The sequence below is a fragment of the Streptomyces flavotricini genome, assembly GCF_020639365.1.
GTDB classification, from domain to species: domain Bacteria; phylum Actinomycetota; class Actinomycetes; order Streptomycetales; family Streptomycetaceae; genus Streptomyces; species Streptomyces flavotricini.
This window is the reverse complement of the sequence record NZ_JAINUL010000001.1, coordinates 4348673-4372316: the sequence shown is the minus strand read 5'-3', so window position 1 is coordinate 4372316 and position 23644 is coordinate 4348673. Positions and strand designations below refer to the sequence as shown.

Genomic DNA, 23644 nt, shown 5'->3' with positions numbered 1-23644 from the left:
CCAGCCTAGGCATGGGTGATCTCCGCGGCCGGTGCCGGCGGGGAACCTGCCGCCGGGCGGGAGGCCGCGACGGTCCTGGAGGAGCCGCCCCGTTTCGGCCGCCCGCCCTGCTCGTACGTACGGAACGCGGCCCAGCAGACGCCCAGTGCGGCGGCGAACACCGGCAGCCACAGCAGCCGGGCGGCTATCCACTGCGGTGAGTCGGGCACGGTGTGCAGTCCGGGCAGGTCGACGGGGGCCAGTAGCCCCAGGGCTGTGACGGCCATCATCGAGGTTTGGTGCCAGAGGAAGATCGTCATCGCGGACAGGTTCATCAGCGCCACCTTCGCCCAGGCCCGGGGCCTTCGCATGGCCCGCTCCAGCGGGCCGCGGAGCAGCAGCGCCAGCCCGCACTGGGCCAGGCCGAAGGAGACGGCGGCCAGCGTCGGCGGGTTCAGGTTCGATATCGGGGCCCCGGGGACGCCGACCATGGAGGCCGGGTACCCGCCCCAGAGGACGAGCCCGACGGTGGCGGCCGCGCCCGCGCCCAGCAGGAGGGCGGCCGGGGCGCGCCGGGCGAACGCCCCGCGGGACCAGGCGGCGCCCAGGGTGTAGGGGACGAGCCAGCCGGCGGCCACATTGACCCAGCCGATCCACTCCGGCCCGCCGAAGCCGAACCGCCACACGTCCACACCGGCCACCACGGCCAGCGGCCACAGCGGGCCGATCCGGGCCACGAGCGGGGTGGCGGCGGTGAGCACGGTGAAGACGAGGAGGAACCAGAGCGGGGAGAGGACGAGCTTGACCAGCGTCTGGACGGTGCCCGGCTCCGCCCCGCCGAGCAGCATCCCGGCCGCGGTCACGGTCCACAGGGCGAGCACCGCGGCGACCGGCCGGAACAGCCGCGACAGCCGCTGCCCGACCCACACCCCGTACGGCACCCCGCGCTCGCGCGCCGAGGAGTGGCCGCGGGCGGCGACATGGCCGCCGACCAGGAAGAACACTGCAAGGGTCTGGAACATCCAGGACACCGGGGCCAGCCAGGGCAGATGGGCCAGCGGACTGGTGTTGCCCAGGCCCCCGTCGGCGGTGGTCAGGGCGGTCACCAGCCAGTGGCCCAGCACCACGCCGAGGATGGCGAAGGCCCGCAGGGCGTCCACGGCCCGGTCCCGGTCGGCGGGTGTCCCGGCGTCGATGCGGTCCGCGAGGACGGACCAGCGGGCACGGAGCTTACGCATGGGGGACCTCCGGGTCATGGCCGAGGACGATGCGGGTCAGGCTGTCGAGGGACGTGGTGCCGGGCTTGAGGTAGTCGCTGTGGCCGCCGGGGCCGGCGGCGAAGAGCCGGGCTCCGAAGGCGGGGTCGACGGGGTCGGTGCCGAAGCCGATCCCGCCGAGGCGGACATGGGGGACGTGTCCGATCCAGTCGGCCCCGCCGCGCCCGGCCCAGACCCGGGCGCCGGTCGGCAGCTCGGCGGCGGAGCCGGCGCCCGTACCGGGGCTGCCGAACAGGGCCATGTCGCCGACTTCGGGGCCGGTGGCGGTCCGGGCGCAGACCACGCTCCCGTAGGAGTGGCAGAGCAGGGAGAGCCGGGCGCCGGGCGCGGCGGCCCGCCCCAACCGGGCGAGGAAGGGGCCCAGTTCGGCGGCCGCCGCATCCGCCCGGTCGGCGGTCAGGACGGTCGCGCTGACCGTGCCGGGGGTGTCGTACCCGAGCCATGCGACCACGGCGGAGCGGGGATGCGCGGCGCGCAGGCGCTGCTGCAGGGCGACGGCCCCGGCGCGGAACCGCTGGTAGGTGTCCAGGGTGGTGTCGGAGCCGGGCACCAGTACGGCGACCCGGTCGGCGGTCTCCAGATCGCCGAGCACCTCGACGGCACGGCCCCGGCCGCGACCGTCGAAGGCGAGGAACCGGGCGGTGCCGTCCGCCTCCATGGCCCGCAGCTTCGCCGCGCGGCCGGTGCGGCCGGCGTCCCGCGCCATGCGGCCCGCCTCGGCGAGGTCGGCGCGGTTGGCGGCGTACCGGGCCTGGAGCGGGGCCTGTTCGGCGAGCACGGCGGGCGGCGGGGCCGGGACGTCGGGAGGGGCGGCGGCGGAGACGGGGAACACGACCGCCGCGGCGACGAGCCCGGCCAGCAGGGTCCGCCGCAGCCGGCCGGGGTGGCGTCCGGCGCGGCGGCCCGCGGTGCGTCCTTCGAGGCGTCCTTGTGGGCGGCCTGCGGGGCGGCCTGCGGCGCGGGTCATGGCGGGTCCCTTTTCCTTCGCTCGATCCAGAGGGCTGTCCTCGCGTCATCTCTGGTCTCGAAGTTAGGAATGGAGGGGCCTCGTCGGCGTCCCGCTGCAGAGCGCCCTTTCCGTATGGCTCTCAGGTATGACAGGGCAGACCTGAGAGCCACGCCCGAAGCGGTCGATCAGTCCTCGGGACGTATCCCCGGGACGGTGGAGTACGGTCCCCGGATGACCAACGGTGACTGGCGCAACGACCGCATAGGCAGCGCGCATCGGGGCGAGAACCCCACCGTCCTGCGCCGCCTCGACCAGGGCTTCGCCGTGATCGGGGACCGGCAGTTCCTCCCCGGGTACGCGGTGCTGCTGACCGACGATCCGTCGGTGACCCGGCTCTCGGACCTGCCGCGGGCGCGCAGACTGGCGTACCTCGGTGACATGGAGCGGCTCGCCGGGGCCGTCGAACGGGCTTGCAGGCGCCTCGATCCGGCCTTCCGCCGGGTGAACATCGAGATCCTGGGCAACACCGATCCGTACCTCCACGCCCACATCTGGCCCCGCTACGACTGGGAGCCCGCCGACAGGGTGCGCATGCCGGTGTGGCTCTACGGGGACGAGTACATGCGGGGGAGCCGGTACGGGCTGGGCCCCCGGCACGACGGGCTGCGCGCGGCGATCGGGGAGGAGTTGGACCGGTCGGCGGAGGCGGAGGCGGAGGCCGAGGCGGACGCGGACGCGTAGGAGTACGCGTACCCCTGCGCGGTCACGGCGTTCCCGCCCCGCCCCGCCCCGGCGCCTCAGGCGTCGGCGGCGCCGGATCCCTCGGCGAGCAGGGTGTCCAGCGCCTTCGTGAGACGGTCGAGTACCTCGACCGTCTCCCTGAATCCCGCCTCGCCCAGCTGGTCCGCGAGGCGGGTGGCCAGGACGGCGTGGGCCGGGGTGATGCGGGCGACGGCGGCACGTCCCTCCTCCGTCGGGCGCAGCAGCTTCGCGCGCCGGTGGGCGGGGTTCGGGACGTACTCCGCGAGGCCCTTCCCCACCAGCAGGTCCGCGATGCGCTGGACGCTCTGCCGCGTGATGCCCATGGCCCGGGCGATCCCCGCCACCGGCAGCGGCTCCCGGAGTACCGCCCCCAGCACCTGCCACCAGGCCGCGGTCAGCCCGGCGGGCCCGGCCAGCTCCTCGGAGATCGCGAGGAACCGGCCGTTCAGGCCGAACACCCCCAGCGCGGTGCGGCTCAGCAGGTCCTGCAGCTCCTGCAGCTCCTGCCGGTCCTGCCGGTCCCGTGCCGACGAAGCGGAGACCTCAGGCATCGCCACGCTCCGCCGCCGCCATCAGCACCGGGAACGCGCTCGCGTCCGAGTCGTGGAAGAGCCGGTACCAGGCGTCGAGCACCTCCGGCCCGTAGACGTCCAGCCGGGCGAAGACCTCCCGGGCGAAGGCGACCGGCTCCGTCGGGCCCGCCGTGATCAGGTCGCCGTCCGTCACCGCGTCGGCTTCGACGTACCGCCCGGTGCCCGCGTAGCCCGGCTGCCGGGCCAGGTACGCGGCGGCCGCGCTGGTGTGGGCGTACGCGTCGAGCAGGCCTTCCCGGGCCAGGCCGGCCGTGGCTCCGCAGATCGCGGCGACGGGTACCCCGGCCGCCAGGAACTCACGCGCCTTCGCCGCGAAGGGGGCCAGCTCGTCGCCGGAGTCCCACAGCGAGGCGCCGGTCAGGATGAGGAGGGAGGAGTCCTCGGGCGAGAGGTCCGCGAGGGCCAGGTCGGGCTGGATGCGCACGCCGCCCATGGTGGTGACGGACGCTCCGGCGGCGAAGCCGACCGTACGGACCCGGTGTCCGCGCTGGGTCAGGTGCGCGGTGGTGTGGCCGGTTTCCCAGTCCGCGTACGTGTCGTACACCGCGAGGTGCACCGGCCGGGGGGTGGGAGCGGAGGGAACACAGGGGGCGGAGGTAGCGGAGGGAGCGGGCGTCGTCCCGGTCGTCTTCATCGTCATCGCCTCTTCCATCGACATGACAGTAGGCTGTCACTTCGACAGTGTGCTGTCAATCACCTCGTTCCCCTTCCGCGGCGACAGACTGCCGAGGCCCGGCCCCCACCCGCAGACAGTCCGCCGATATCCCTTCCCACCTGCGCACTTTTAGCGTGGCCGCATGACCCCTCACGTCACCACGGGCAACCCCGCAGACATCGCGGCCACCGGCGCCTCCGTCAAGGCCGCCGACCGCGCCCACGTCTTCCACTCCTGGTCCGCCCAGGCCCTGATCGACCCGCTCGCCGTCGCCGGGGCCGAGGGGTCGTACTTCTGGGACTACGACGGCAACCGCTACCTCGACTTCGCCTCCCAGCTGGTGAACACCAACATCGGCCACCAGCACCCCAAGGTCGTCGCCGCCATCCAGGAGCAGGCCGCCCGGCTCTGCACCCTGGCGCCCGGCTTCGCCGTCGACGTCCGCTCCGAGGCCGCACGCCTCATCGCCGAGCGGACCCCGGGCGACCTGGACAAGGTCTTCTTCACCAACGGCGGCGCCGAGGCCGTCGAGAACGCCGTCCGCATGGCCCGTCTGCACACGGGCCGGCAGAAGGTGCTCTCCACCTACCGCTCGTACCACGGGGCCACCGCCGCCGCGATCAACCTGACCGGCGACCCGCGCCGCTGGCCCTCCGACACGGCCGCCGCCGGGGTCGTGCACTTCTGGGGCCCGTTCCTCTACCGCTCGCCGTTCCACGCCACCACCGAAGCCGAGGAGTGCGAGCGGGCCCTCGCGCACCTCGCCGACACCATCGCCTTCGAGGGCCCGGCGACCATCGCCGCGATCATCCTGGAGAGCGTGCCCGGCACCGCCGGGATCATGACCCCGCCGGCCGGCTACCTCGCGGGCGTGCGCGAGCTCTGCGACCGCCACGGCATCGTCTTCATCCTCGACGAGGTCATGTCCGGCTTCGGCCGCACCGGCAAGTGGTTCGCCGCCCAGCACTGGGACGTCACCCCCGACCTGATCACCTTCGCCAAGGGCGTGAACAGCGGGTACGTGCCGCTCGGCGGCGTCGCCATCTCCGGCGCCATCGCCGAGACCTTCGCCACCCGCCCCTACCCCGGCGGCCTGACGTACTCCGGCCACCCCCTGGCCTGCGCCGCCGCCGTGGCGACGATCAACGCCATGGAGGAGGAGGGCGTCGTCGAGCACGCCGCCCACCTCGGCGCGAACGTCATCGGCCCGGCGCTCGCCGAGATCGCCGAGCGGCACCCGTCGGTCGGCGAGGTCCGGGGCCTCGGCGCGTTCTGGGCGCTGGAGCTCGTACGCGACAAGGAGACGCGCGAGCCGCTCGTCCCGTACAACGCGGCCGGGGCCGACAACGCGCCGATGGCCGAATTCGCGGCGGCCTGCAAGGCCTCCGGCCTGTGGCCCTTCGTGAACATGAACCGGACGCACGTCGTGCCGCCGTGCACCATCACGGAGGCGGAGGCCAAGGAGGGCCTGGCCCTGCTGGACGAGGCGCTGACGGTCGCGGACCGGCACACCACCTCCGCCTGACCGGGGGCGCGCGAGACGCACGCCACCGGCGTTCGATCGGTTTCGGCCTCGCTGCCTGGCCTAAGGTGTCCGAAAGTTCTACTGAGGAGACGGACCCCTATGCCAGGCAGCGGCGCTGTCACCCGCAACACACTTCGCCAGCAGATCGCGGACGCGCTGCGCGACGAGGTGCTGGCGGGACGCCTGCCGCCGGGCACCGAGTTCACGGTCAAGCAGATCGCCGAGCAGTACGAGGTCTCCGCGACCCCCGTACGCGAGGCACTGGTCGACCTCTCGGCCCAGGGGCTGCTGGAATCGGTCCAGCACCGGGGCTTTCGCGTGCGCGTCTTCTCCGTGGACGACTACCGGGGCATGATCGAGGCCCGTACGCTCATAGTGGACGGGATCTTCCGGCGGCTCGTCGAGCGCGGCACCGCGCCCGGCTCCGGCGAATTGCTGGTGTCGGTGCGCCGTCGTGCCGAGGAGGCGTGCAGGGCCGCGCAGAGCGGTTCCCTCGAAGTGCTGATCGGCTACGACCTGCGCTTCTGGAGGGAGCTGAGCGGGCTGGTCGGCAATACGTACATCTCGGAGTTCCTGCACCGCATCCGGGTGCAGTGCTGGGTCTTCGCCGTACCGCACCTGAAGGCCGCGCCGGACCTGCACACCGGACTGTGGTCCGGCCACAACGAGCTGGTGGACGCGGTGACCCGGGCCGACGCCGACGAGGTACGACGCCTCGTGTACGCGTACAACCAGCACGGGCTGGACTGGGCCGCGGGGCTCAAGGCGGTCGGCGCATGACCGACACGGCCGCGACCGGCGAGACCGAAGCGGCCGGCGGGAGCCGAGCGACCGGCGGAGCCCGAGCGACCGGCGAGAGGGTCGCGGGCGAACCGGCCGCGGCCGCCCCCTGGCTGGGCGCCGTCGGGCTCTCCGTCGTCATCCCCGCCCACGAGGACGCGCAGCGGATCGGCCCGGCCCTCGACGCCTTCCGCGCCCACCTGGACGCCCGCCTCGGCAGCGGCCCCGGCGACTGGGAGCTCGTCGTCGTCGACGACGCCTCCACCGACGCCACCGCCGACCTCGTCGAGGCCGCGGCCGCCGACGAGCCCCGGATCCGGCTGATCCGCTCCGAGGACCACCGCGGCCGGGGCGCCGCGCTGCGCGCCGGAGTCCTCGCCTCCGCCGGAGAGCGGGTGCTGCTGGCCGACGCCGGGCCCCGCACCCCGCCGGCCGAGCTGGACCGCCTGGAACAGGCACTCGGCGAGGAGAACCACGGGAGCCACGGGAGCCACGGGAGCCACGAGGACCCGGCCCCGGCCGCCGTCCTCGGCCGGACGGGAAACCGCCTGGTCCGCGCCCTGGGCATCCCCGGGATGCCGGGCTTCCGCGCCGACACCTGCGGCTTCGCCCTCTTCGACGGGGACCGGGCGCGCGCCGCCTTCGGCGCCTCCGTCCTCGACGGCCCGGCCATCGACGCCGAGGTGCTGCGCTGGGTGCGCCGCCAGGGCTGGCACGTGGCGGAGGTACCGGTCCGCCGCACCCCGAAGCCGCCCGCCCGCCCCCGCCGGACCGCAGCCACAGCCACAGCCGCAGCCGCGGCCGCGGCCACGGGCGACCGGCGCCGTGCCCTGAAGGAGCTCTTCCGGCTGAACTCCGGCGGCCTCGCCGTCGCCGCCGTCTTCATCGCCCTCTCCGTGTACGTCTTCCACGGCCTGTGGGCGGACCTCGACGGCCGCTACCTCAAGGACGCGCTCCAGGACCAGAACCAGTGGGAGTGGTTCGTCGGCGTCGCCACCGACAACATCACCCACCTGCGCAATCCGCTCTTCACCCTGGCCCAGGGCATGCCCGACGGCGTGAACCTGATGGCGAACGCCACCATGCTCGGCCTGACCGTCCCGCTGATCCCGGTCACGCTCCTGTTCGGCGAGACGGTCACCTTCGCGCTCGTCCTCACGCTCGGCATGGCCGCCAGCGCCTGGACCTGGTACTGGCTGATCCGCCGTCGCCTCGTGGAGAGCCGCTGGGCCGCCGCCGCGGGCGGCGCGCTCGCCGCGTTCGCGCCGCCGATGGTCTCGCACGCGAACGGTCACCCGAACTTCGTCGTCCTCTTCGTGCTCCCGCTGATCATCGACCGGGCCCTGCGCCTGTGCGAGGGCCGGAACGTGGTCCGCGACGGGGTCCTGCTGGGCCTGTTCGCCACGTACCAGATCTTCCTCGGCGAGGAGCCGCTGCTCATCGCCGCGCTCGGCATGCTGGTCTTCTCGCTGGCGTACCTGCTGGTCGACCGGCGGCGCGCGCTCGCGGCCGCACGGCCGCTGGGCCTCGGCGTGGTCATCGCCGCGGGCGTCTGCGTACCGCTGCTGATCTTCCCGCTGTACTGGCAGTTCTTCGGCCCGCAGAGTTACCACTCGGTGCTCCACGGGGACAACGCGGGCAACAGCCCGCGCGCCCTGGTCGAGTACGCGGCCCGCTCGCTCTTCGGCGACGCCGAGACGGCCGGGCGGCTCTCCCTGAACACCACCGAGCAGAACGCCTTCTACGGCTGGCCGCTGCTGGCGCTCGGCGTGGCCGTGTGCGTGTGGATGTGGCGCCGCAGGGTGGTCCGCGCACTCGCGATCACCGGCGCCGTGGCGCTGGCGCTGTCCCTCGGTCCCTGGGTGCCCGTCCCGCGTACGGACGTCGTGCTGCCAGGGCCCTGGCGGCTGATGGTGAAGCTGCCGCTGTTCGAGTCGGTGATCGAGGGGCGCGTGGCGATGGTGTGCGCCCCCGTACTGGGCGTGCTGCTCGCGCTCGCGCTGGACCGGATCGTACGGATGCGCACGCGCGAGCTGCGCACGCTCGGCCTCCTCGCGGTGGCGGCGGCGCTGATTCCGGTGCTGCCGCTGCCGCTGGCCGTACGGGAGCGGGCGCCGGTGCCGGCGTTCATCACCTCGGGGGCCTGGAAGGGCTACGTCAAGGACGGCGAAGCGCTCGTCCCGGTACCGCTGCCGGACCCGGGACAGGCTGACGCGCTGCACTGGCAGGTCGAGGCGGACTTCGGGTTCCGGCTGGCCGGGGGCTACTTCAACGGCCCCTGGGGACCCGACCGGATCGGCATCTACGGGGCCACCCCGCGCCACCTCTCGAACCTCCTGCGGGACGTCCGCTACGGGCAGCAGCCGCCGGAGATCACACCGCAGTGGCGGGAGCAGGCACGGCGGGACCTGGAGTTCTGGAAGGCGGGCGCGGTCGTGCTGCCGTTCCAGGACCGGGGGGTGGAGCTGCGGGACATGATCAGCGAGCTGATCGGTCGGCAGCCGGAGAAGGTCGAGGACGTCTGGGTCTGGAGGGTGGGCCCGGGGCGGGTCTAGGCCGTGTCTTCACGAGACACCCCTTGCGGGCGGCTCCGGCGCGGGTTCCGCCTGATGGGGACCCGGTTCGGGCGCGGGTTCCGCCCCCGGTTCGCCAAGGGCTCCGTCCCAGGTTCTGCGCAGCCCTTCGCGGAGGGTGTTCGGCACACTACGCTGACCGGATCGGCGGCATCGACTGATCGGAGCCCGCGTTGGCCTGTGACCTGTGGCTGGTCCCCCTTGTCGACGTGCTGTGCCACAGCCCCGACAACCCGTTCGCGGAAGAGATCGCCTCGTACGACAAGGCGCTGGGCGAGGCGGGCCTCCCGTCGGTGCCCGTGTTCGCCTACATGCCGGGCCTGAGCGGGGACGTGGCCCCCGTCGCCGGCTTCGACTACGACGCCCTGCACTTCCTGCGGCGGGCGTACCTGCTGCAGATCTGCGGGCTCCCGGTGACACCGGTGGACGAGCTGGGCGGGGACTACGAGCAGCTGCTGGAGATGTTCGAGCCGACGGCGCAGCAGTCGCACCTGGTGTGGCACTACGACCACGCCGGGGCGTACGTCCCGGTGGACTTCGCGGCTCCGCTGGCCAATGAGGAGCTGTTGGCCGGGGGCGGCCCACTGGGGTCGGCGCAGGGGCTGCTGCGCGAGCTGATGGTGGTGGCGCCGGCGATCGGGATCGACCCGGGGAATCCGCCGGTGGCGCCGGTGGCGCCGGGACGGCCCACGTCCCTGGAGGAGCCGGCCGGGCCGATTCCGTACGACGAGAGCCCCTTCGCGCGGGAGCGGCACGTGTGGCTGGGGTTGCACGCGGCGGCGACGCGGAGCCTCGGCCAAGGCTCGATGATCATCTTCAGCTGAGCGGCGCCGGGTCGGGGGCTCGCCCCCGACCCCTCCCGCACCGGCGGGACCGGAGTCAGCGGGGCTGCTCCGGCGGGCGCTGGCGGGGCATGTTGGGGCGGGTTCCCGGGGGGAGGGGGAAACGGGCCGGGGGAAGGCCCGCCTCGGCCCGGGAGGACGGGGCGCCGAGCGACTGCATCACCAGCGGCGCCGGTCCCGAGGAGAACTCCACCATCCACTCCGCCGTCTCGGACCGCACCAGCTCCGTCACGTCCTCCGAGAAGCGGCGCAGCACGGTCAGACAGCGGTCCGCAGCCTCGCTCGCCGTGCCCTCCGTGGGCCCCAGGACCTCCCGTACGTTCTCCGAGGCCCAGTCGAACTGCAGGGTCTGCAGACGGCGCTGCACCGCCTGTGCCGTCGCCACGTCCCGCATCCAGCCCGAGGTCAGCCCGAAGAACCGGTCGCAGGCCAGGCAGGCCGCGGCAAGCAGCAGCGAGAGGTAGCCGTACGAGGCCACGCCGGGCGCCGAGCCCGTCAGCTCCAGCAGCGGGACCGCGGCCCCGGCCACCGCCCCGGCCGCCGCGCCGACCCGCAGCACCCGTGCGCCCCGGCGCTTCCACGCCCGGTCGGACAGATACCACTCCGCGGTGCGCAGCGCATCGGCCTCGACCCGCCGGTAGAGCTCGTCCAGCCGCTCGGCCGGCTCGCCCCAGTCCCCGAGGGGGAACGGTCCGCCGGTCAGATCGCCCGCCGCCATCGGTCCGCTGCCCTCCTCCCGGGGTTCCCGGGGATCCCGGGGTGGCCCCTCGGGCTGCATCTCCGGCTGGCTCACCCGGCACTCCCTCTGCCTGCGCTGACGTGTGGTGGTGCGCGTGTGCGCAATGATGCGCATGCTCTTCCTACCTTCGAATGGCGGCCGATGGGCGACGAATCCCCGGTTTTCCGCCTGCAAGGAGGTCTCCATCAGGTACGCGCACGCCCCGTCTCTCACTCGAAAGAGTTGGTCCTGACGGCGTAGAGCGCGCCGCGCGGGGAGCACGTAGGCTCGGATTGACCAAGCTGACCCAGTCTTGGACCGACGCGACGGAGTGAGTGACCTGTGATTCCCGGTGGTGGCCAGCCCAACATGCAGCAGCTGCTCCAGCAGGCCCAGAAGATGCAGCAGGACCTCGCCGCGGCCCAGGAGGCGCTCGCGCAGGCCGAGGTCGAGGGCCAGGCGGGCGGCGGCCTCGTGAAGGCGACCGTCACCGGCTCCGGTGAACTGCGTGCGCTGGTGATCGACCCGAAGGCGGTGGACCCGGCGGACACCGAGACCCTCGCCGACCTGGTCGTCGCGGCGGTCCAGGCCGCCAACGAGAACGCCCAGGCGCTCCAGCAGGAGAAGCTCGGCCCGCTCGCCCAGGGACTGGGCGGCGGCAGCGGCATCCCCGGCCTCCCGTTCTAGTCCTCCCCCCGAACCCCATAGCGAAAGAAGGCAGTCCGTGTACGAAGGCGTGGTCCAGGACCTGATCGACGAACTGGGCAGGCTGCCCGGCGTCGGGCCCAAGAGCGCGCAGCGGATCGCCTTCCACATCCTGCAGGCCGAGCCCACCGACGTCCGCCGCCTCGCGCACGCGCTGCTGGAGGTCAAGGACAAGGTCCGGTTCTGCGCGGTGTGCGGGAACGTGGCGCAGGAGGAACGGTGCAACATCTGCCGCGACCCGCGCCGCGACACCACGGTCATCTGTGTGGTGGAGGAGCCGAAGGACGTCGTCGCGATCGAGCGGACCCGCGAGTTCCGGGGCCGGTACCACGTCCTCGGCGGCGCCATCAGCCCGATCGAGGGCGTCGGCCCGGACGACCTGCGCATCCGCGAGCTGCTGGCGCGCCTCGCGGACGGCGAGGTGACCGAGCTGATCCTCGCCACCGACCCGAACCTGGAGGGCGAGGCGACCGCCACGTACCTCGCCCGCATGATCAAGCCGATGGGCCTGAAGGTCACCCGCCTGGCCAGCGGGCTCCCCGTCGGGGGAGATCTGGAGTACGCGGACGAGGTCACGCTCGGGCGGGCCTTTGAAGGAAGGCGACTTCTCGATGTCTGACGCAACGCTGCACGCCCTGGGCCAGGATCCGGACGACTTCGCCGTCCAGATCGCAGACCAGATCGAGTCCTTCATCGTCGCGGTCACCGAGGTGGCCAAGGGCGAGGACCCGGACAGCGCGGTGCCCTTCCTCCTCCTGGAGGTGTCCCAGCTGCTGCTGGCGGGCGGCCGGCTGGGCGCGTACCAGGACGTCCTGCCCGACGAGCGCTACGAGCCCGACCTCGGCCCGGAGCCGGACGTGGACGACCTGCGCGAGCGGTTCGCGATCATGCTGGAGCCGGTCGACGTCTACTCCGAGGTCTTCGACCCCTACGAGCCGCGCAAGGCTCCGGTCGCCCACCGGATCTCCGACGACCTGGCCGATGTGGTCGCCGACCTGCGGCACGGGCTCATCCACCACCAGTCGGGCCGCGTCACGGAGGCGCTGTGGTGGTGGCAGTTCTCGTACTTCACCAACTGGGGCCCGACGGCCTCGGCCACCCTGCGCGCCCTCCAGTCGCTGATCGCGCACGTACGGCTGGACCAGCCGCTGGAGGCCCTGGACGGCCTGGACACCGACGAGGACCTGGCCGAGGACGACCTCGCCGAGCAGGCCGGCCGGGTGATGGCCGAGGAGCTCGGCACCATCGGCCGCGCTCCGGCGCGCCAGCGCGTAGTCGAGGGTTAGCGAACGGGCGAGCGGTCCGCCCGGCCGGAGGCCGGGCGGACCGCTCAGGTGCGGTCGGGATGTGTGGTCGGGATCAGGAGCACGTCAGGCTGAACGTCGCCTGGTTGGACTCCTTGCCGACGTTGGGCTTCTGGATCTGGACCTTCTCCCAGCCCGTCAGCTTGGTTCCGGCGGCGCCTCCCCTGGTCCACGTGTCGCTGACCGTCTTGGTCCCCGGGGCGTCGAAGGTGATGACCTCGGACTGCCCGACTGCGCCGTCGTCCCGGGTCCAGCGGTAGATGACCTGTCCGGCGCTCGTGGATGTGATGGCCGCACTGAAGTTGATCACCGCCGACGGGGTGCACGGCACCGTGCCACTGGCCGGGGTGGCCGTGGCGGTCACCGTGGTGACCTGTGCGGCCGAGGTGTTGGGCTCCTGCGGCTTGGTCCCGGTCCCGCAGAAGGCCTTGAGGGCCTCCGCCGAGCCGTCGTTGTAGCCCTTCTCGAAGTTCGGGTCGACCGCGGCCAGGCCGGGAGCCTTCGGCTTGGTCTCGCAGCTGGCCTTCGTCGAGTCGAATCCGGCCTTGCGGCCCGCGGCGTACTGCTCCTCGGGCGTCTTGGCCTTGCCCGTGTCCGTGCCCGTGTCGCCGGCAGGCTTCGCCGGTGAGGTGCACTTCACCGCGGAACCCTGGCCCGGGGTGGCGCTGTACTGGCCGTAAGGCAGGTGCTTGGCCTGGAAGTTCCCGGACTTCGACACCCCGACCGTTCTGCTCTGACCGTCTTCGGAGGTGACGGTGACCTTCTTGGACCCGTTGAATCCGGAGCCCGTGAGCGTGAAGCGGGCGCTGCTGTCGGACTTGCCCCCGCTCTTCTGGAGGGAGCACTGGCCGCCCGTGGGCGCGGCGGCCGTTCCGGCCGTGGTCCCCAGGGCGGCCGCGGCCGGGGCGAGGGCCACGGAAGAGGCCAGCAGGGTGGCCATGAGCGTGATGCGACGCGTGTGGTTCATCGTTCTTTCCTCCTGTCGGAAAGCGAACCGAGACAGGGTGGACGGGCAGGAGAACCCTTGCGTGGCATGCCGCAGATCATTTTACGCCGGACGGGCCCGCCGGCCATGCGACGGCAGCCCGCCATGATCACGGGGTGAACCGAATGTCTCATGATGTGGTACGCGTCGGCCGCATCGCGGTCGCTCGTTAGACTGGCCCGCGACCGCAGTACTGGATTGAGCGAGGAGCGCACGTGGGCCTTGTCGTGCAGAAGTACGGAGGCTCCTCCGTAGCCGATGCCGAGGGCATCAAGCGCGTCGCCAAGCGGATCGTGGACGCCAAGAAGAACGGCCACCAGGTGGTCGTCGTGGTTTCCGCGATGGGCGACACGACGGACGAGCTGATCGATCTCGCCGAACAGGTATCCCCGATGCCTGCCGGGCGTGAATTCGACATGCTGCTGACCGCCGGAGAGCGGATCTCCATGGCCCTGCTGGCCATGGCGATCAAAAACCTGGGCCACGAGGCCCAGTCGTTCACCGGCAGCCAGGCAGGCGTCATCACCGACTCGGTCCACAACAAAGCGCGCATCATCGATGTCACGCCGGGCCGCATCCGCACCGCGCTGGACGAGGGCAACATCGCCATCGTCGCCGGCTTCCAGGGCGTGTCGGCGGACAGCAAGGACATCACCACCCTCGGCCGCGGCGGCTCGGACACGACCGCCGTCGCCCTCGCCGCGGCGCTGGACGCCGAGGTCTGCGAGATCTACACCGATGTCGACGGCGTCTTCACCGCGGACCCCCGCGTCGTGAAGAAGGCCCGGAAGATCGACTGGATCTCCTCCGAGGACATGCTGGAGCTCGCCGCCTCCGGTTCCAAGGTGCTGCTGCACCGCTGTGTCGAGTACGCACGCCGATACAACATCCCGATCCACGTCCGCTCGTCCTTCTCGGGACTGCCGGGCACCTGGGTCAGCAACGAGAATCCGCAAGGGGACGCGAAGGTGGAGCACGCCATCATCTCCGGAGTCGCTCACGACGTCTCCGAAGCCAAGATCACGGTCGTCGGCGTACCGGACAAGCCGGGCGAGGCCGCGGCGATCTTCCGCGCCATCGCGGACGCCGAGATCAACATCGACATGATCGTGCAGAACGTGTCCGCCGCGTCCACGGGCCTGACGGACATCTCCTTCACCCTCCCCAAGACCGAGGGCCACAAGGCCATCGACGCGCTGGAGAAGGCCAAGGGCGCCATCGGCTTCGACTCCCTGCGCTACGACGACCAGATCGGAAAGATCTCCCTGGTCGGCGCGGGCATGAAGACGAACCCGGGCGTCACCGCCTCCTTCTTCCAGGCGCTGTCCGACGCGGGCGTCAACATCGAGCTGATCTCGACCTCCGAGATCCGCATCTCGGTCGTGACCCGCCAGGACGACGTCAACGAGGCCGTCCGCGCCGTGCACACCGCCTTCGGCCTCGACTCCGACAGCGACGAGGCCGTCGTCTACGGAGGCACCGGACGATGACCGAGACCCGGTCGACCCCGGCTCCGGCGCTCGCCGTGGTCGGGGCGACCGGAGCAGTCGGCTCCGTCGTGCTCCAGATCCTGTCCCAGCGTGCGGACGTCTGGGGCGACATACGCCTGATCGCCTCCGGGCGCTCGGCCGGCCGCGTGCTGGCCGTGCGCGGGCAGGAGAGCGAGGTGCTCGCCCTCACCGAGGACGCCTTCGAGGGCATCGGGCAGGGCGATGTGGTGCTGTTCCTGACCCCGGTCGATATCTCGGCCCGCTGGGCTCCGGTCGTCGTCACGCGCGGGGCCGTCGCCGTCGACCAGTCCGCGGCCTTCCGCGAGGACCCCGAGGTGCCGCTGGTGGTGCCCGAGGTCAACGCGCTGGCCGTACGGACGCGGCCGCGCGGGATCGTCGCGAGCCCGGACTGCGTCACCGCCGCGATGATCGCGGCCCTGGGCGCGCTGCACGCCGAGTACGCACTGGCAGACCTGACCGTGTCCTCGTACCAGGCCGCGAGCGCGGCCGGGCGGGCCGGCTCCGACACGCTGCGCCGCCAGCTGTCGCTCGTCGCCGGGACCTCGCTGGGCGAGCAGACCGGGGACGTGCGCCGCGCCGTCGGCGAGGACGCCGGCCCCTTCGCGGCCCCGCTCGCCCTCAACGTGGTGCCGTGGTCCGGCGAGCTGCGCGAAGGCGGCTGGTCCTCGCACGAGCTGGCCGTACGGGCGCAGACCCGCCGGGTCCTGCACCTGGACGCGCTCCCGGTGGCGGTGACCTGCGTACAGGTGCCCGTCCTGACCGGGCATTCGCTGAGCGTACGGGCGCGGTTCGAGGCCGAGGTGGACGCCCCGCACGCCCGGGAGATCCTGGAGGCCGCGCCCGGCGTGGTCGTCGTGGACGACCCGGCGGCCGGGGAGTTCCCGACGCCGGTGGACGCCGCGGGGACGGATCCGGCGTGGGTGGGGCGGCTGCGGGTCTCGCTCGACGATCCGCGCTCGCTGGAGTTCTTCGTCTGCGCGGACAACCTCCGCAACGGGGCCGCCCTGAACGCCACGCGGATCGCGGAACTGATCGCTGGTGAATTCGCGTAATTCACTTTGTAGGATCAGAGCTGATCCCTTGATCAAGGTGATGGCCTGACTGCCGCCTGGACGGGCGGGGCAATCAGGAAGAGCGGGTACGCATGAGGGCTATGGGGATTTTGCTGGTGAGGCGGCCTCACGCGTACAACCCTGGTGGGGGGACGCGTGTCCAACTGGCGTGGCAGAGGCACTTCTCGACTTCGCCGTCGTTGCGGCGCGCAGCGCACCCGGTGTGCCGCGCCGGCCTTTCCGTACGCCCGCGACCGGCGGGTTCCCCGTGATCGTTCCTGTTCCGGCGGGCGCGGCGCCGATCACCGTCCCCTCCGCCGTACCGACCTTGGGCGGCCGCGTGCCCGCGCCCCGCGATAGCGCGGGGGCCGAGGGGAACGGGGAAGAGGCGGCCGCCCGGTCCACCGGTGCCGCATCCGCCGCTGCCGCCGCTGCCGCCGAGCCGGCCGTCGTCGCCGGGACCACGGTCGACCACCTCACCGAGACCTACCAGGCCCACTACCGCTCGCTGCTCGGCCTGGCGGCGCTGCTCCTCGACGACACCGCCTCCTGCGAGGACGTCGTCCAGGAGGCGTTCATCCGGGTCCACTCGGCGCGCAACCGGGTTCGCGATCGGGACAAGACACTGGCGTATCTGCGCCAGACCGTCGTGAACCTCTCGCGCTCCGCGCTGCGCCGCCGCATCCTCGGCCTCAAGCTGCTCTCGAAGCCGATGCCGGACATGGCCAGTGCCGAAGAGGGCGCGTACGACCAGCTGGAACGGGACGATCTCATCAAGGCGATGCGGGGGCTCCAGCGGCGTCAGCGCGAGGTGCTGGTGCTGCGGTACTTCGCGGACATGACGGAGGCCCAGGTCGCCGAGACGCTCGGCGTCTCGCTCGGCTCGGTCAAGGCGTACGGATCGCGGGGCATTGCCGCGCTGCGGGTGGCGATGGAGGCTGCGCAGTCATGAAGGACGACCACACTCCGCCGGGCGGGGCGGGCGAGGAAGAGGCGCTGCGGAGCCTGCTGCGCGGAGCCGTCGAGGGCCTGGAGCCGTCCGCGGGCGCGCTGGAGCGGCTGCAGTACGCGGTCCCCGTACGCCGGACCCGCAAGCGGCAGGCCGTCATCGGGGCGGTGGCGGCCGTGCTGCTCGCCGGGACGGCCGTCCCGGCGGCCCTGCACCTGCACATCACCGGCGGCGAGGGCTCCGCCGCGGACCACTCCGCGATGGCCGGGCACGGCGAGCAGCCCGGAACGGCGGCCGGCGGCGGAACCTCCGATCCGCACCAGGACGGCGCGGGCGCGCGGCCCCGGCCCGGCAAGGCCGCAGGCAAGGAAGCGGAGACCGGCGGCGCCGGCGAGCGGCCCGACCCGCAGGAGGGCGGAGCCCCGACCGGCGGCAGCGCCGGCCCGGACGCCGCGGGCGCCACGGCGGGGGCCTCGGCCGGCACCGGCCCGCAGCCCCCGGTGGGCGCGGCGCCCGGCGTGCCCGGGTGCAGCGCGGAGCAGCTCGGGGTGCAGGGCAGTGCCAGGGCCCCGGAGACCGACGGCAAGGTGTACGGCAGTTTCAAGGTCACCAACGTCTCGGCGCGCGGCTGCACGGTCGTCGGCCCGGACACCGTGACGGCGGCCTCGGTGTCGGCGCCGGGCCAGGCCTCGGGGGTCACCGTGGTCGGCCACACGGCGGGGGATCCGGCGGCCGGGCTCCCCGACCCCTCGGCGGAGACGCCGCTGCTGCTGCTCCAGCCGTACACGGCGTACGAGGTGCGCTTCGCGTGGGTGCCCTCCGCGCAGTCCTGCCCGGCGGCCACGCCCGATCCGGTGACCAAGCCCCCGGTGGGCGCCCCGGAAGGCGGACAGGGCACGGCGGCCCGCGCCACGGGCCAGGAGCCGGACACGGGAGCCAAGGCCCCGGAGCCGGCCGGGGTGGAGGTGACGCACACCCCGCACACGGCGCTGCCGGGCGCGCCGACCACGCAGACGACGATCCCCGCGGCCTGCGGGGGAACGGTCTACCGGACGGGCGTCATTCCGCTGGACGCGCCGAAGCCGTAGCGGTGGTCGAGGCCGGGGCCGGGGCAGCGGTCGATGCCGCGGCGGGGGGCTCCGGCGACCGGTCGGCGGCCTCCGGCAGCAGCCCCGCCTCGGCATCGCGCAGGGTCTCCACCTCGCGGCGGTAGAGCCGGAACCACATGAACAGCACGAACGCGGCGAAGACGAACCACTCGCCGGTGTAGCCGAGGTTCTGGAAGGCCTTCAGGTCCAGCCCGGTGTTGTTCGGCGCCTGCGCCGGCACCGGGGTCAGCCCGTCCGCCGGGGTCTGCACCGTCAGCCAGGCGTCGTAGAACTCGTACGGCACGAGGTTGACCAGCGAGGCCGCCCCGATCACCCCGAGCTGCCCGGCCGGCAGCCCGCCCTCGGCGTACACGCCCTTGCTGGTGGCGGTCTCCGACGCCTGGAGCGCGCCCGTCACCTCGACCCGCCCGGCCGGCGCCGCCGGGGCCTTCGCCGCGTCGGCGGTGCCCGGCAGCCAGCCCCGGACCACCGGGACGGCCTTGCCGGAGTCGGTCCTGAGCAGGGTCAGGACGTAGAAGCCGTCCTTGCCGTCGAGCCGCCGCCCGGGGACGAGCAGCTGCTCGGCGTACTCGCCGGAGGCGGAGGCGAGGCGCCCGGAGGTCTCCTTGTCCACCGGGAGCAGCGACTCCAGCGGTGCGGCGGCCTCGGCGGCGGGCCGTCCGGCGGTCGCCTCCTTGTGGCTGTCGACGCGGTCCTCGAACCGGCCGAGCTGCCAGGTGCCCATGAACAGGCAGACGGGAACGGCGAGCGCGACGAAGACGTTGATCCCCCACCAGCGCGGGGTCAGGAGAAACCGGTGCACCCCACCACCGTACGGGGGGTGCACCGGATCACCGGGGCCGGGGCGGCCGCCGGGCCTACCGGGGCAGGTGCTTCCGTACGAACTCCAGCTCCATCCGGACCTGCTTGATCCGCTCCTCCACGACGAGCGAGCCGTGCCCGGCGTCGTACCGGTACACCTCGTGCACCGCCCCGCGCGCCGCCAGCCGCTCCACGTAGTTCTCGATCTGCCGGATCGGGCAGCGGGGGTCGTTGACGCCGGCCGCGATGTGGACGGGGGCCTTCACCGCGTCCACGTACGTGAGCGGGGAGGACGCGGCGAAGCGGTCCGGAACCTCCTCCGGCGTACCGCCGAAGAGGGTGCGGTCCAGGGACTTCAGCGCCTCCATCTCGTCGTGGTACGCGGTCACGTAGTCCGCGACGGGTACGGCGGCCAGGCCCACGGCCCAGGCCTCGGGCTGCGTGCCGAGGCCCAGCAGGGCCAGGTACCCGCCCCAGGAACCGCCGGAGAGCACGAGGCGCGCCGGGTCGGCGAGGCCGGAGGCCACCGCCCACTCCCGGACGGCCGCGATGTCCTCCAGCTCGATCAGGCCGACACGGTGCTTGAGGGCGTCCGTCCACTCGCGGCCGTACCCGGTCGAGCCCCGGTAGTTGACCCGGACCACCGCGAACCCGTGGTCCAGCCAGGCCGCCGGGGTCGCCGCGAAGGCGTCGCTGTCGTGCCAGGTCGGGCCGCCGTGCACCTCGAAGATCGTCGGGAAGGGGCCGTCGCCGTGGCCCACGGGCCGCTGCGCCAGGGCGTGGATCCGCCCGCCGGGGCCCTCCACCCACACGTCCTCCACCGGCACCGAGCCGGGCGGCCGGAAGCCGGGCGGGTCCAGGACGGTCCCGCCCGTGGTGGACCGTACGGCCGAGGGCTCGGCCGCCGAGGACCACTGGTACTCCACGGTGCCGTCGGGCCGCGCCGTCGCGCCCGAGACCGTGCCGGGCGGGGTCTGCACCCTGACGAGCTCCCGCGCGGCCAGGTCGTAGCGCCAGAGCTCGCTGCGCGCCTCGAAGCCGTGCGCGATCAGCAGCGCGGAGCCGTCCGGGTACCACTCGGCGCTGACGTCGCCCGGCAGCTCGATCGCCAGGTCCTGCTCCGCCCCGGTGGCCACGTCCCACACCATCGGTTCCCAGCGGCCGCGCCGCTGGTGGCCGACGAGCAGCCGGGTGTCCCCGGCGACCGGCGCGAAGCCGAGCACCTCCAGGCCCAGCTCCGCCGTCCCGCCCCGGGAGTCGTCGAGCTCGGCGACGGTGGCCCCGTCGAGGCCGATCACGCGCAGCGCCGAGTGCATGGCGTCCCCGTGCTCGGTGTGCTCGATCGCGATCAGGGTGCCGTCGTGGGAGAGGTCGCCGACGCCGGCCGACTCCCGGTGCCGGTAGATCTCCACGGGCTCGGCGGCGCCCGGCCGCACGACGTGGATGGTGGTGCCGTCCTCGTCGGTGGAGCGGCCGACGACGGAGGTCCCGTCCCGGCCGATGGCGAGACCGGCGGGGTACGAGGGCTCCAGCCCGGGGGTGGCCGGCTCGTCGGGGCCGCCCGCGAAGGGCTGGCGCACCCAGGTGCCGAACTCGTCGCCGTCGGTGTCGGAGAACCACCAGATCCACTCCCCGTCGGGGGAGAGGGTCCCGTCGGTGGTCCCGTTGGGCCGGTCGGTGGCCTGCCGCTGGCTGCCGGTGGCCCGGTCCCAGGCGTAGAGCTCGTACGTCCCGGTGGCGTTCGAGACGAAGAGCGAGCGGTCCGGAGCGTCCTCGGCCCAGTCGGGCAGCCCGACGCGCGGCGCCCGGAAGCGCTTCTCCCAATCGGGCACGGCCGTGTTGTCAGTCATACCCCCATGTAACCCGATTGGCGCTGTCGAATGGTCGTGGCGGGCGGGAGGGGGCAGCGTGGGCGGGGTCCCACCCAGCCGTTTTCCAGTTCCAGTGAGGAGTGATCATGGCGAAGCAGCGCAAGGAACAGACTCACGAGGACCGTCGGTCGTCCGACTCCGGGATGCCGAACAAGCCGGCGATGCTGGTCGAGGACGTGCGCGAGGCGCAGAAGATGGCCATGCAGGAGGACCGGATGCGCGAGCAGCAGCGTCGCAAGGGCGGGCGCGGCTGACCCCCGCTCCGGATGCCGCCTCCTCCGAACGGAGGGACAGTGGAGGACGTACGCCCTCCGGTGCGTCCCGATGTGTCCCGAGGAGGAGTGATCATGGCCAAGAAGGCTCGTGCCGGCACGTCACAGGCCGCGGAGCGCGAGCGGGAGCGGGCGAAGAACACGGCGGCCGAGGCACGCGCGAAGGCCGCGGTCAGAGACGTGCAGTCCGTCTCCGCGAAGACGCGGGGCATGCAGCAGAAGGCCCAGGCCAAGCGCGGCTGAGCCCGGCATGCGGTGCAGGTGGCCGTGGCCCGCGGTTTCCCCGGAAACCGCGGGCCACGGTCGTAGGGTGGCCGCATGCGGATGATCGTGCGGGGTGCCCGGCTGCTCCATACCGATGGCCTGTCCGACGTGGAGGTCGCCGAGGACGGGCGGATCGCGCGGGTGGTCCCGTACGACGACCAGAAGGAGCCGCCGGGCACCGGCGTGCTGATCGAGGCGCACGGCGGGCTGCTCAGCGCCCCCTTCGTCGAGCCGCACATCCACCTGGACACGGCGCTGACCGCAGGGGAGCCCCGCCCGAACGCCTCCGGGACGCTGTGGGAGGGCATCGCGCGCTGGAGCGAGCGCAAGCGGACCCTGACCCGCGAGGACGTCATCGCGCGGGCCACGCGGGTGCTGCGCTGGCAGGCGGCCCAGGGCGTGCTGCACGTGCGGACGCACTGCGACGTCACCGACCCCGCGCTCACCGCGCTGGACGCGCTGCTGGAGGTCCGCGACCGGGTCCGGGACTTCATGACCCTGCAGATCGTCGCGTTCCCGCAGGAGGGCATCGTCTCCTTCCCCGGCGGCGAGGCGCTGCTGCGCGAGGCGGTGGCCCGGGGCGCCGACGTCGTCGGGGCCATCCCGCACTTCGAGGACACCCGTGAGGACGGCGTCGCTTCGCTGGGCGTCGCCTTCGCGTTGGCCGAGGAGCACGGGCTGCGCGTGGACGCCCACTGCGACGAGATCGACGACGAGCAGTCCCGGTTCGTGGAGGTGCTGGCCGCGCTCGCGCTGCGCTCGGGCCTGCGGGAACGGGCGACGGCCTCGCACACGACGGCGATGGGCTCCTACGGCGGCGCGTACAGCTTCAAGCTCCAGCGGCTGCTGTCCCGTTCCGGGATCAACCTGGTCTCCAACCCCTTCGCGAACCTCAATCTCCAGGGCCGCTTCGACGGCTACCCCAAGCGGCGCGGCCTCACGCAGGTCAAGGAGATGCTGGCGGCGGGGGTCAACGTGGCCTTCGGCCACGACGACGTGATGGACCCGTGGAACGCGCTCGGCACCGCGAACCCCCTCCAGACCGCCCTCGTCGGGCTGTACGCCGCCCAGCTCACGGGGGCGGAGGAGATCCCGGTGGCGTTCGAGATGGTGACGGAGCGCGCGGCGCGGGTGCTGGGCCTGACGGAGGCGGAGTACGGGATCCGCGAGGGCGCCCCGGCCTCCTTCGTGCTGCTGCCGGCCGAGACCCCCGCCGAGGCGGTGCGCCGCCAGGTCCGGCCGCGGTACGTGGTCGCGCGGGGGAGCGTGCTCGCCGAGACCCCGTCCGCGCCGACCCTGCTGAACTGGCCGGGGGAGCCGCCCGCGGAGGTGGACTTCCGCCGGTCGTAGGTCACGGCCGGTCGGCGGCCGTGAGACGGCCCGTGAGGCGGCCCGTGTCGCGAGCGGCGCGGCGCGGCGCGGCGCAGGGCGGCGGATCAGGGCCGACCCGTGGGACCGGCGGTAGCCTGCGCGCATGGCGAGGGACTCGTGGGACTCGTGGGACGAGGACGGAACACCGCACCCGCTCGCGCTGCGCCGCACCGGCCGCAGTGAGCAGGAGCCGGACCGGCTGCCCGAGGTCCGGGAGCTGGAGGTGCTCGGCTGGGAGCCCGCGCCCGAGGACACGCTGTGGGTCTTCCTCCCGTACGTGTGGCCCCCCGCGGACCGGACCTGGGTCCCGGACCGGTCCACCCACTGGGCGGTGGAGACCCGGCTGGACGGCCACGGGCACATCACCGGAGTGGAGGCGGCCCCGCTCGCCGATCCCGATCTGCACGACCTCGACCGGGAGGCCGAGGAGGTGCTGGCCGCCCTCGGCCTCCCGCGCCGGCCGCCGGGGCGGCTGTGGCTGCTGCGTCCGCCCGGCTCCCTCCCGACGCTCGGCGCGGTCCTCGACCACCTCCGGGCGCTGGCGCGGGGGCGCGGGGTGGAGGTCCGGCCTTCGGCGGCATTCCTCGCACCGGTCCGCGTCGAACTCGCTTCGCTGGCCGCCGAGTCCGATACCGATAGGTGAGCAACACGCAAGGGCGACAAGCCGGTTCACGCCCTTACGCCGGCGAAGAACCGGCTCCACCTCGGCCTCGCGGTCGGCGAGATTGCAGCCGCGACCCCGGGAAGGCAAATATTTCTTGTCCGCCACCGGTCCTCATCGGGGTCGCGTATGGCGA

The 23644-nt window shown here is 73.2% G+C and carries 24 protein-coding genes; 16 read left to right on the top strand and 8 right to left on the bottom strand.

Annotated elements, in window-relative coordinates:
* Nucleotides 1-5 precede the first annotated feature (5 nt).
* Together K7B10_RS19725 and K7B10_RS19720 are read right to left on the bottom strand one after the other, a co-directional pair.
* Nucleotides 6-1217 carry an acyltransferase family protein gene (locus tag K7B10_RS19725; protein ID WP_229337630.1) on the bottom strand — a complete coding sequence of 404 codons (1212 nt, stop codon included), beginning with the start codon at nt 1215-1217 and terminating at the stop codon, nt 6-8.
* Nucleotides 1210-2223, bottom strand: a complete 1014-nt coding sequence (locus tag K7B10_RS19720; protein WP_229337628.1) for an alpha/beta hydrolase — start codon at nt 2221-2223, stop codon at nt 1210-1212. Before K7B10_RS19720 ends, K7B10_RS19725 begins: the two co-directional genes overlap by 8 nt.
* A 213-nt stretch (nt 2224-2436) precedes the next feature.
* Here K7B10_RS19720 and K7B10_RS19715 point away from each other — a divergent pair, with 213 nt between their 5' ends.
* Nucleotides 2437-2946 (top strand): HIT family protein, encoded by a 510-nt coding sequence (locus K7B10_RS19715; RefSeq protein WP_229337626.1) that lies wholly within the window; start codon nt 2437-2439, stop codon nt 2944-2946.
* A gap of 56 nt (nt 2947-3002) precedes the next feature.
* On the opposite strand, the gene K7B10_RS19710 is transcribed toward K7B10_RS19715, so the two are convergent.
* Nucleotides 3003-3518 (bottom strand): MarR family winged helix-turn-helix transcriptional regulator, encoded by a 516-nt coding sequence (locus tag K7B10_RS19710; protein ID WP_229337624.1) that lies wholly within the window; start codon nt 3516-3518, stop codon nt 3003-3005.
* Nucleotides 3511-4218, bottom strand: coding sequence for a DJ-1/PfpI family protein (locus tag K7B10_RS19705; protein ID WP_229337622.1), 708 nt, complete (start codon nt 4216-4218; stop codon nt 3511-3513). The genes K7B10_RS19710 and K7B10_RS19705 overlap by 8 nt, the downstream gene beginning before the upstream one ends.
* Nucleotides 4219-4357: 139 nt before the next feature.
* Here K7B10_RS19705 and K7B10_RS19700 point away from each other — a divergent pair, with 139 nt between their 5' ends.
* From K7B10_RS19700 to K7B10_RS19685, 4 genes are all read left to right on the top strand, one after another.
* Nucleotides 4358-5740 (top strand): aspartate aminotransferase family protein, encoded by a 1383-nt coding sequence (locus tag K7B10_RS19700; RefSeq protein ID WP_229337620.1) that lies wholly within the window; start codon nt 4358-4360, stop codon nt 5738-5740.
* Nucleotides 5741-5839: 99 nt separating this feature from the next.
* Nucleotides 5840-6520 carry a GntR family transcriptional regulator gene (locus K7B10_RS19695; RefSeq protein WP_229337618.1) on the top strand — a complete coding sequence of 227 codons (681 nt, stop codon included), beginning with the start codon at nt 5840-5842 and terminating at the stop codon, nt 6518-6520.
* The gene (locus tag K7B10_RS19690) at nt 6517-9075 is read left to right on the top strand and encodes a glycosyltransferase (protein ID WP_229337616.1); all 2559 of its coding nucleotides are present in this window, start codon (nt 6517-6519) and stop codon (nt 9073-9075) included. Before K7B10_RS19695 ends, K7B10_RS19690 begins: the two co-directional genes overlap by 4 nt.
* 191 nt (nt 9076-9266) lie before the next feature.
* Nucleotides 9267-9917 (top strand): putative DNA-mimic protein, encoded by a 651-nt coding sequence (locus K7B10_RS19685; protein ID WP_229337614.1) that lies wholly within the window; start codon nt 9267-9269, stop codon nt 9915-9917.
* Between the two features lie 55 nt (nt 9918-9972).
* Here K7B10_RS19685 and K7B10_RS19680 read toward each other — a convergent pair whose 3' ends face one another.
* Complete coding sequence (locus tag K7B10_RS19680; protein WP_229337612.1) at nt 9973-10728, bottom strand: SLATT domain-containing protein; 756 nt, start codon at nt 10726-10728, stop codon at nt 9973-9975.
* A gap of 267 nt (nt 10729-10995) precedes the next feature.
* Between K7B10_RS19680 and K7B10_RS19675 the strand changes: the two genes are divergently transcribed.
* From K7B10_RS19675 to K7B10_RS19665, 3 genes are read left to right on the top strand one after another with little or no spacing between them, the layout of a single operon-like run.
* Complete coding sequence (locus K7B10_RS19675) at nt 10996-11340, top strand: YbaB/EbfC family nucleoid-associated protein (protein WP_078621772.1); 345 nt, start codon at nt 10996-10998, stop codon at nt 11338-11340.
* 37 nt (nt 11341-11377) lie between these two features.
* On the top strand, nt 11378-11977 hold the full coding sequence (recR, locus tag K7B10_RS19670) for a recombination mediator RecR (protein ID WP_030152816.1): 600 nt from the start codon (nt 11378-11380) through the stop codon (nt 11975-11977).
* Nucleotides 11970-12644, top strand: coding sequence for a DUF5063 domain-containing protein (locus tag K7B10_RS19665; RefSeq protein WP_229337610.1), 675 nt, complete (start codon nt 11970-11972; stop codon nt 12642-12644). The genes recR and K7B10_RS19665 overlap by 8 nt, the downstream gene beginning before the upstream one ends.
* 73 nt (nt 12645-12717) lie before the next feature.
* Here K7B10_RS19665 and K7B10_RS19660 read toward each other — a convergent pair whose 3' ends face one another.
* Nucleotides 12718-13629, bottom strand: coding sequence for a hypothetical protein (locus K7B10_RS19660; RefSeq protein ID WP_229337608.1), 912 nt, complete (start codon nt 13627-13629; stop codon nt 12718-12720).
* 233 nt (nt 13630-13862) lie between these two features.
* Between K7B10_RS19660 and K7B10_RS19655 the strand changes: the two genes are divergently transcribed.
* The 4 genes from K7B10_RS19655 to K7B10_RS19640 all read left to right on the top strand — a co-directional run bounded on the left by K7B10_RS19655 (nt 13863) and on the right by K7B10_RS19640 (nt 18247).
* Nucleotides 13863-15137 carry an aspartate kinase gene (locus tag K7B10_RS19655; RefSeq protein WP_030866284.1) on the top strand — a complete coding sequence of 425 codons (1275 nt, stop codon included), beginning with the start codon at nt 13863-13865 and terminating at the stop codon, nt 15135-15137.
* Nucleotides 15134-16210, top strand: a complete 1077-nt coding sequence (locus tag K7B10_RS19650) for an aspartate-semialdehyde dehydrogenase (protein ID WP_229337605.1) — start codon at nt 15134-15136, stop codon at nt 16208-16210. Before K7B10_RS19655 ends, K7B10_RS19650 begins: the two co-directional genes overlap by 4 nt.
* 169 nt (nt 16211-16379) lie before the next feature.
* On the top strand, nt 16380-17162 hold the full coding sequence (locus K7B10_RS19645) for a SigE family RNA polymerase sigma factor (RefSeq protein ID WP_372481435.1): 783 nt from the start codon (nt 16380-16382) through the stop codon (nt 17160-17162).
* Nucleotides 17159-18247 carry a hypothetical protein gene (locus tag K7B10_RS19640; RefSeq protein ID WP_229337603.1) on the top strand — a complete coding sequence of 363 codons (1089 nt, stop codon included), beginning with the start codon at nt 17159-17161 and terminating at the stop codon, nt 18245-18247. Before K7B10_RS19645 ends, K7B10_RS19640 begins: the two co-directional genes overlap by 4 nt.
* Here the strand turns inward: K7B10_RS19640 and K7B10_RS19635 are convergent.
* Both K7B10_RS19635 and K7B10_RS19630 read right to left on the bottom strand, forming a co-directional pair.
* Complete coding sequence (locus tag K7B10_RS19635) at nt 18219-19070, bottom strand: SURF1 family protein (protein WP_229337601.1); 852 nt, start codon at nt 19068-19070, stop codon at nt 18219-18221. The genes K7B10_RS19640 and K7B10_RS19635 overlap by 29 nt on opposite strands.
* 55 nt (nt 19071-19125) lie before the next feature.
* Nucleotides 19126-20919, bottom strand: coding sequence for a S9 family peptidase (locus tag K7B10_RS19630; protein WP_229337598.1), 1794 nt, complete (start codon nt 20917-20919; stop codon nt 19126-19128).
* 107 nt (nt 20920-21026) lie between these two features.
* On the opposite strand from K7B10_RS19630, the gene K7B10_RS19625 reads away from it, so the two are divergent.
* From K7B10_RS19625 to K7B10_RS19610, 4 genes are all read left to right on the top strand, one after another.
* Nucleotides 21027-21194, top strand: coding sequence for a hypothetical protein (locus K7B10_RS19625; protein WP_229337596.1), 168 nt, complete (start codon nt 21027-21029; stop codon nt 21192-21194).
* A 93-nt stretch (nt 21195-21287) separates the two neighbouring features.
* A complete protein-coding gene (locus K7B10_RS19620; protein WP_158734350.1) occupies nt 21288-21455 on the top strand; it encodes a hypothetical protein in 168 nt (55 codons plus the stop codon).
* A gap of 75 nt (nt 21456-21530) precedes the next feature.
* Entirely contained in the window at nt 21531-22826 is a 1296-nt protein-coding gene (codA, locus tag K7B10_RS19615) for a cytosine deaminase (RefSeq protein ID WP_308284607.1), read from the top strand.
* 124 nt (nt 22827-22950) lie between these two features.
* Entirely contained in the window at nt 22951-23490 is a 540-nt protein-coding gene (locus K7B10_RS19610) for a DUF5956 family protein (protein WP_229337594.1), read from the top strand.
* The last annotated feature ends 154 nt before the right edge of the window (nt 23491-23644 follow it).

What these genes read in the sequence shown, in the direction of transcription:
- K7B10_RS19710 (WP_229337624.1), bottom strand. Translation starts at nt 3,518, where the DNA reads ATGCCTGAGGTCTCCGCTTCGTCGGCACGGGACCGGCAGGACCGGCAG.
- K7B10_RS19695 (WP_229337618.1), top strand. Translation starts at nt 5,840, where the DNA reads ATGCCAGGCAGCGGCGCTGTCACCCGCAACACACTTCGCCAGCAGATC.
- K7B10_RS19660 (WP_229337608.1), bottom strand. Translation starts at nt 13,629, where the DNA reads ATGAACCACACGCGTCGCATCACGCTCATGGCCACCCTGCTGGCCTCT.
- K7B10_RS19630 (WP_229337598.1), bottom strand. Translation starts at nt 20,919, where the DNA reads ATGACTGACAACACGGCCGTGCCCGATTGGGAGAAGCGCTTCCGGGCG.
- K7B10_RS19700 (WP_229337620.1), top strand. Translation starts at nt 4,358, where the DNA reads ATGACCCCTCACGTCACCACGGGCAACCCCGCAGACATCGCGGCCACC.
- K7B10_RS19610 (WP_229337594.1), top strand. Translation starts at nt 22,951, where the DNA reads ATGGCGAGGGACTCGTGGGACTCGTGGGACGAGGACGGAACACCGCAC.
- K7B10_RS19725 (WP_229337630.1), bottom strand. Translation starts at nt 1,217, where the DNA reads ATGCGTAAGCTCCGTGCCCGCTGGTCCGTCCTCGCGGACCGCATCGAC.
- K7B10_RS19705 (WP_229337622.1), bottom strand. Translation starts at nt 4,218, where the DNA reads ATGTCGATGGAAGAGGCGATGACGATGAAGACGACCGGGACGACGCCC.
- K7B10_RS19640 (WP_229337603.1), top strand. Translation starts at nt 17,159, where the DNA reads ATGAAGGACGACCACACTCCGCCGGGCGGGGCGGGCGAGGAAGAGGCG.
- K7B10_RS19665 (WP_229337610.1), top strand. Translation starts at nt 11,970, where the DNA reads ATGTCTGACGCAACGCTGCACGCCCTGGGCCAGGATCCGGACGACTTC.
- K7B10_RS19715 (WP_229337626.1), top strand. Translation starts at nt 2,437, where the DNA reads ATGACCAACGGTGACTGGCGCAACGACCGCATAGGCAGCGCGCATCGG.
- K7B10_RS19625 (WP_229337596.1), top strand. Translation starts at nt 21,027, where the DNA reads ATGGCGAAGCAGCGCAAGGAACAGACTCACGAGGACCGTCGGTCGTCC.
- K7B10_RS19650 (WP_229337605.1), top strand. Translation starts at nt 15,134, where the DNA reads ATGACCGAGACCCGGTCGACCCCGGCTCCGGCGCTCGCCGTGGTCGGG.
- K7B10_RS19690 (WP_229337616.1), top strand. Translation starts at nt 6,517, where the DNA reads ATGACCGACACGGCCGCGACCGGCGAGACCGAAGCGGCCGGCGGGAGC.
- codA (WP_308284607.1), top strand. Translation starts at nt 21,531, where the DNA reads ATGCGGATGATCGTGCGGGGTGCCCGGCTGCTCCATACCGATGGCCTG.
- K7B10_RS19620 (WP_158734350.1), top strand. Translation starts at nt 21,288, where the DNA reads ATGGCCAAGAAGGCTCGTGCCGGCACGTCACAGGCCGCGGAGCGCGAG.
- K7B10_RS19720 (WP_229337628.1), bottom strand. Translation starts at nt 2,223, where the DNA reads ATGACCCGCGCCGCAGGCCGCCCCGCAGGCCGCCCACAAGGACGCCTC.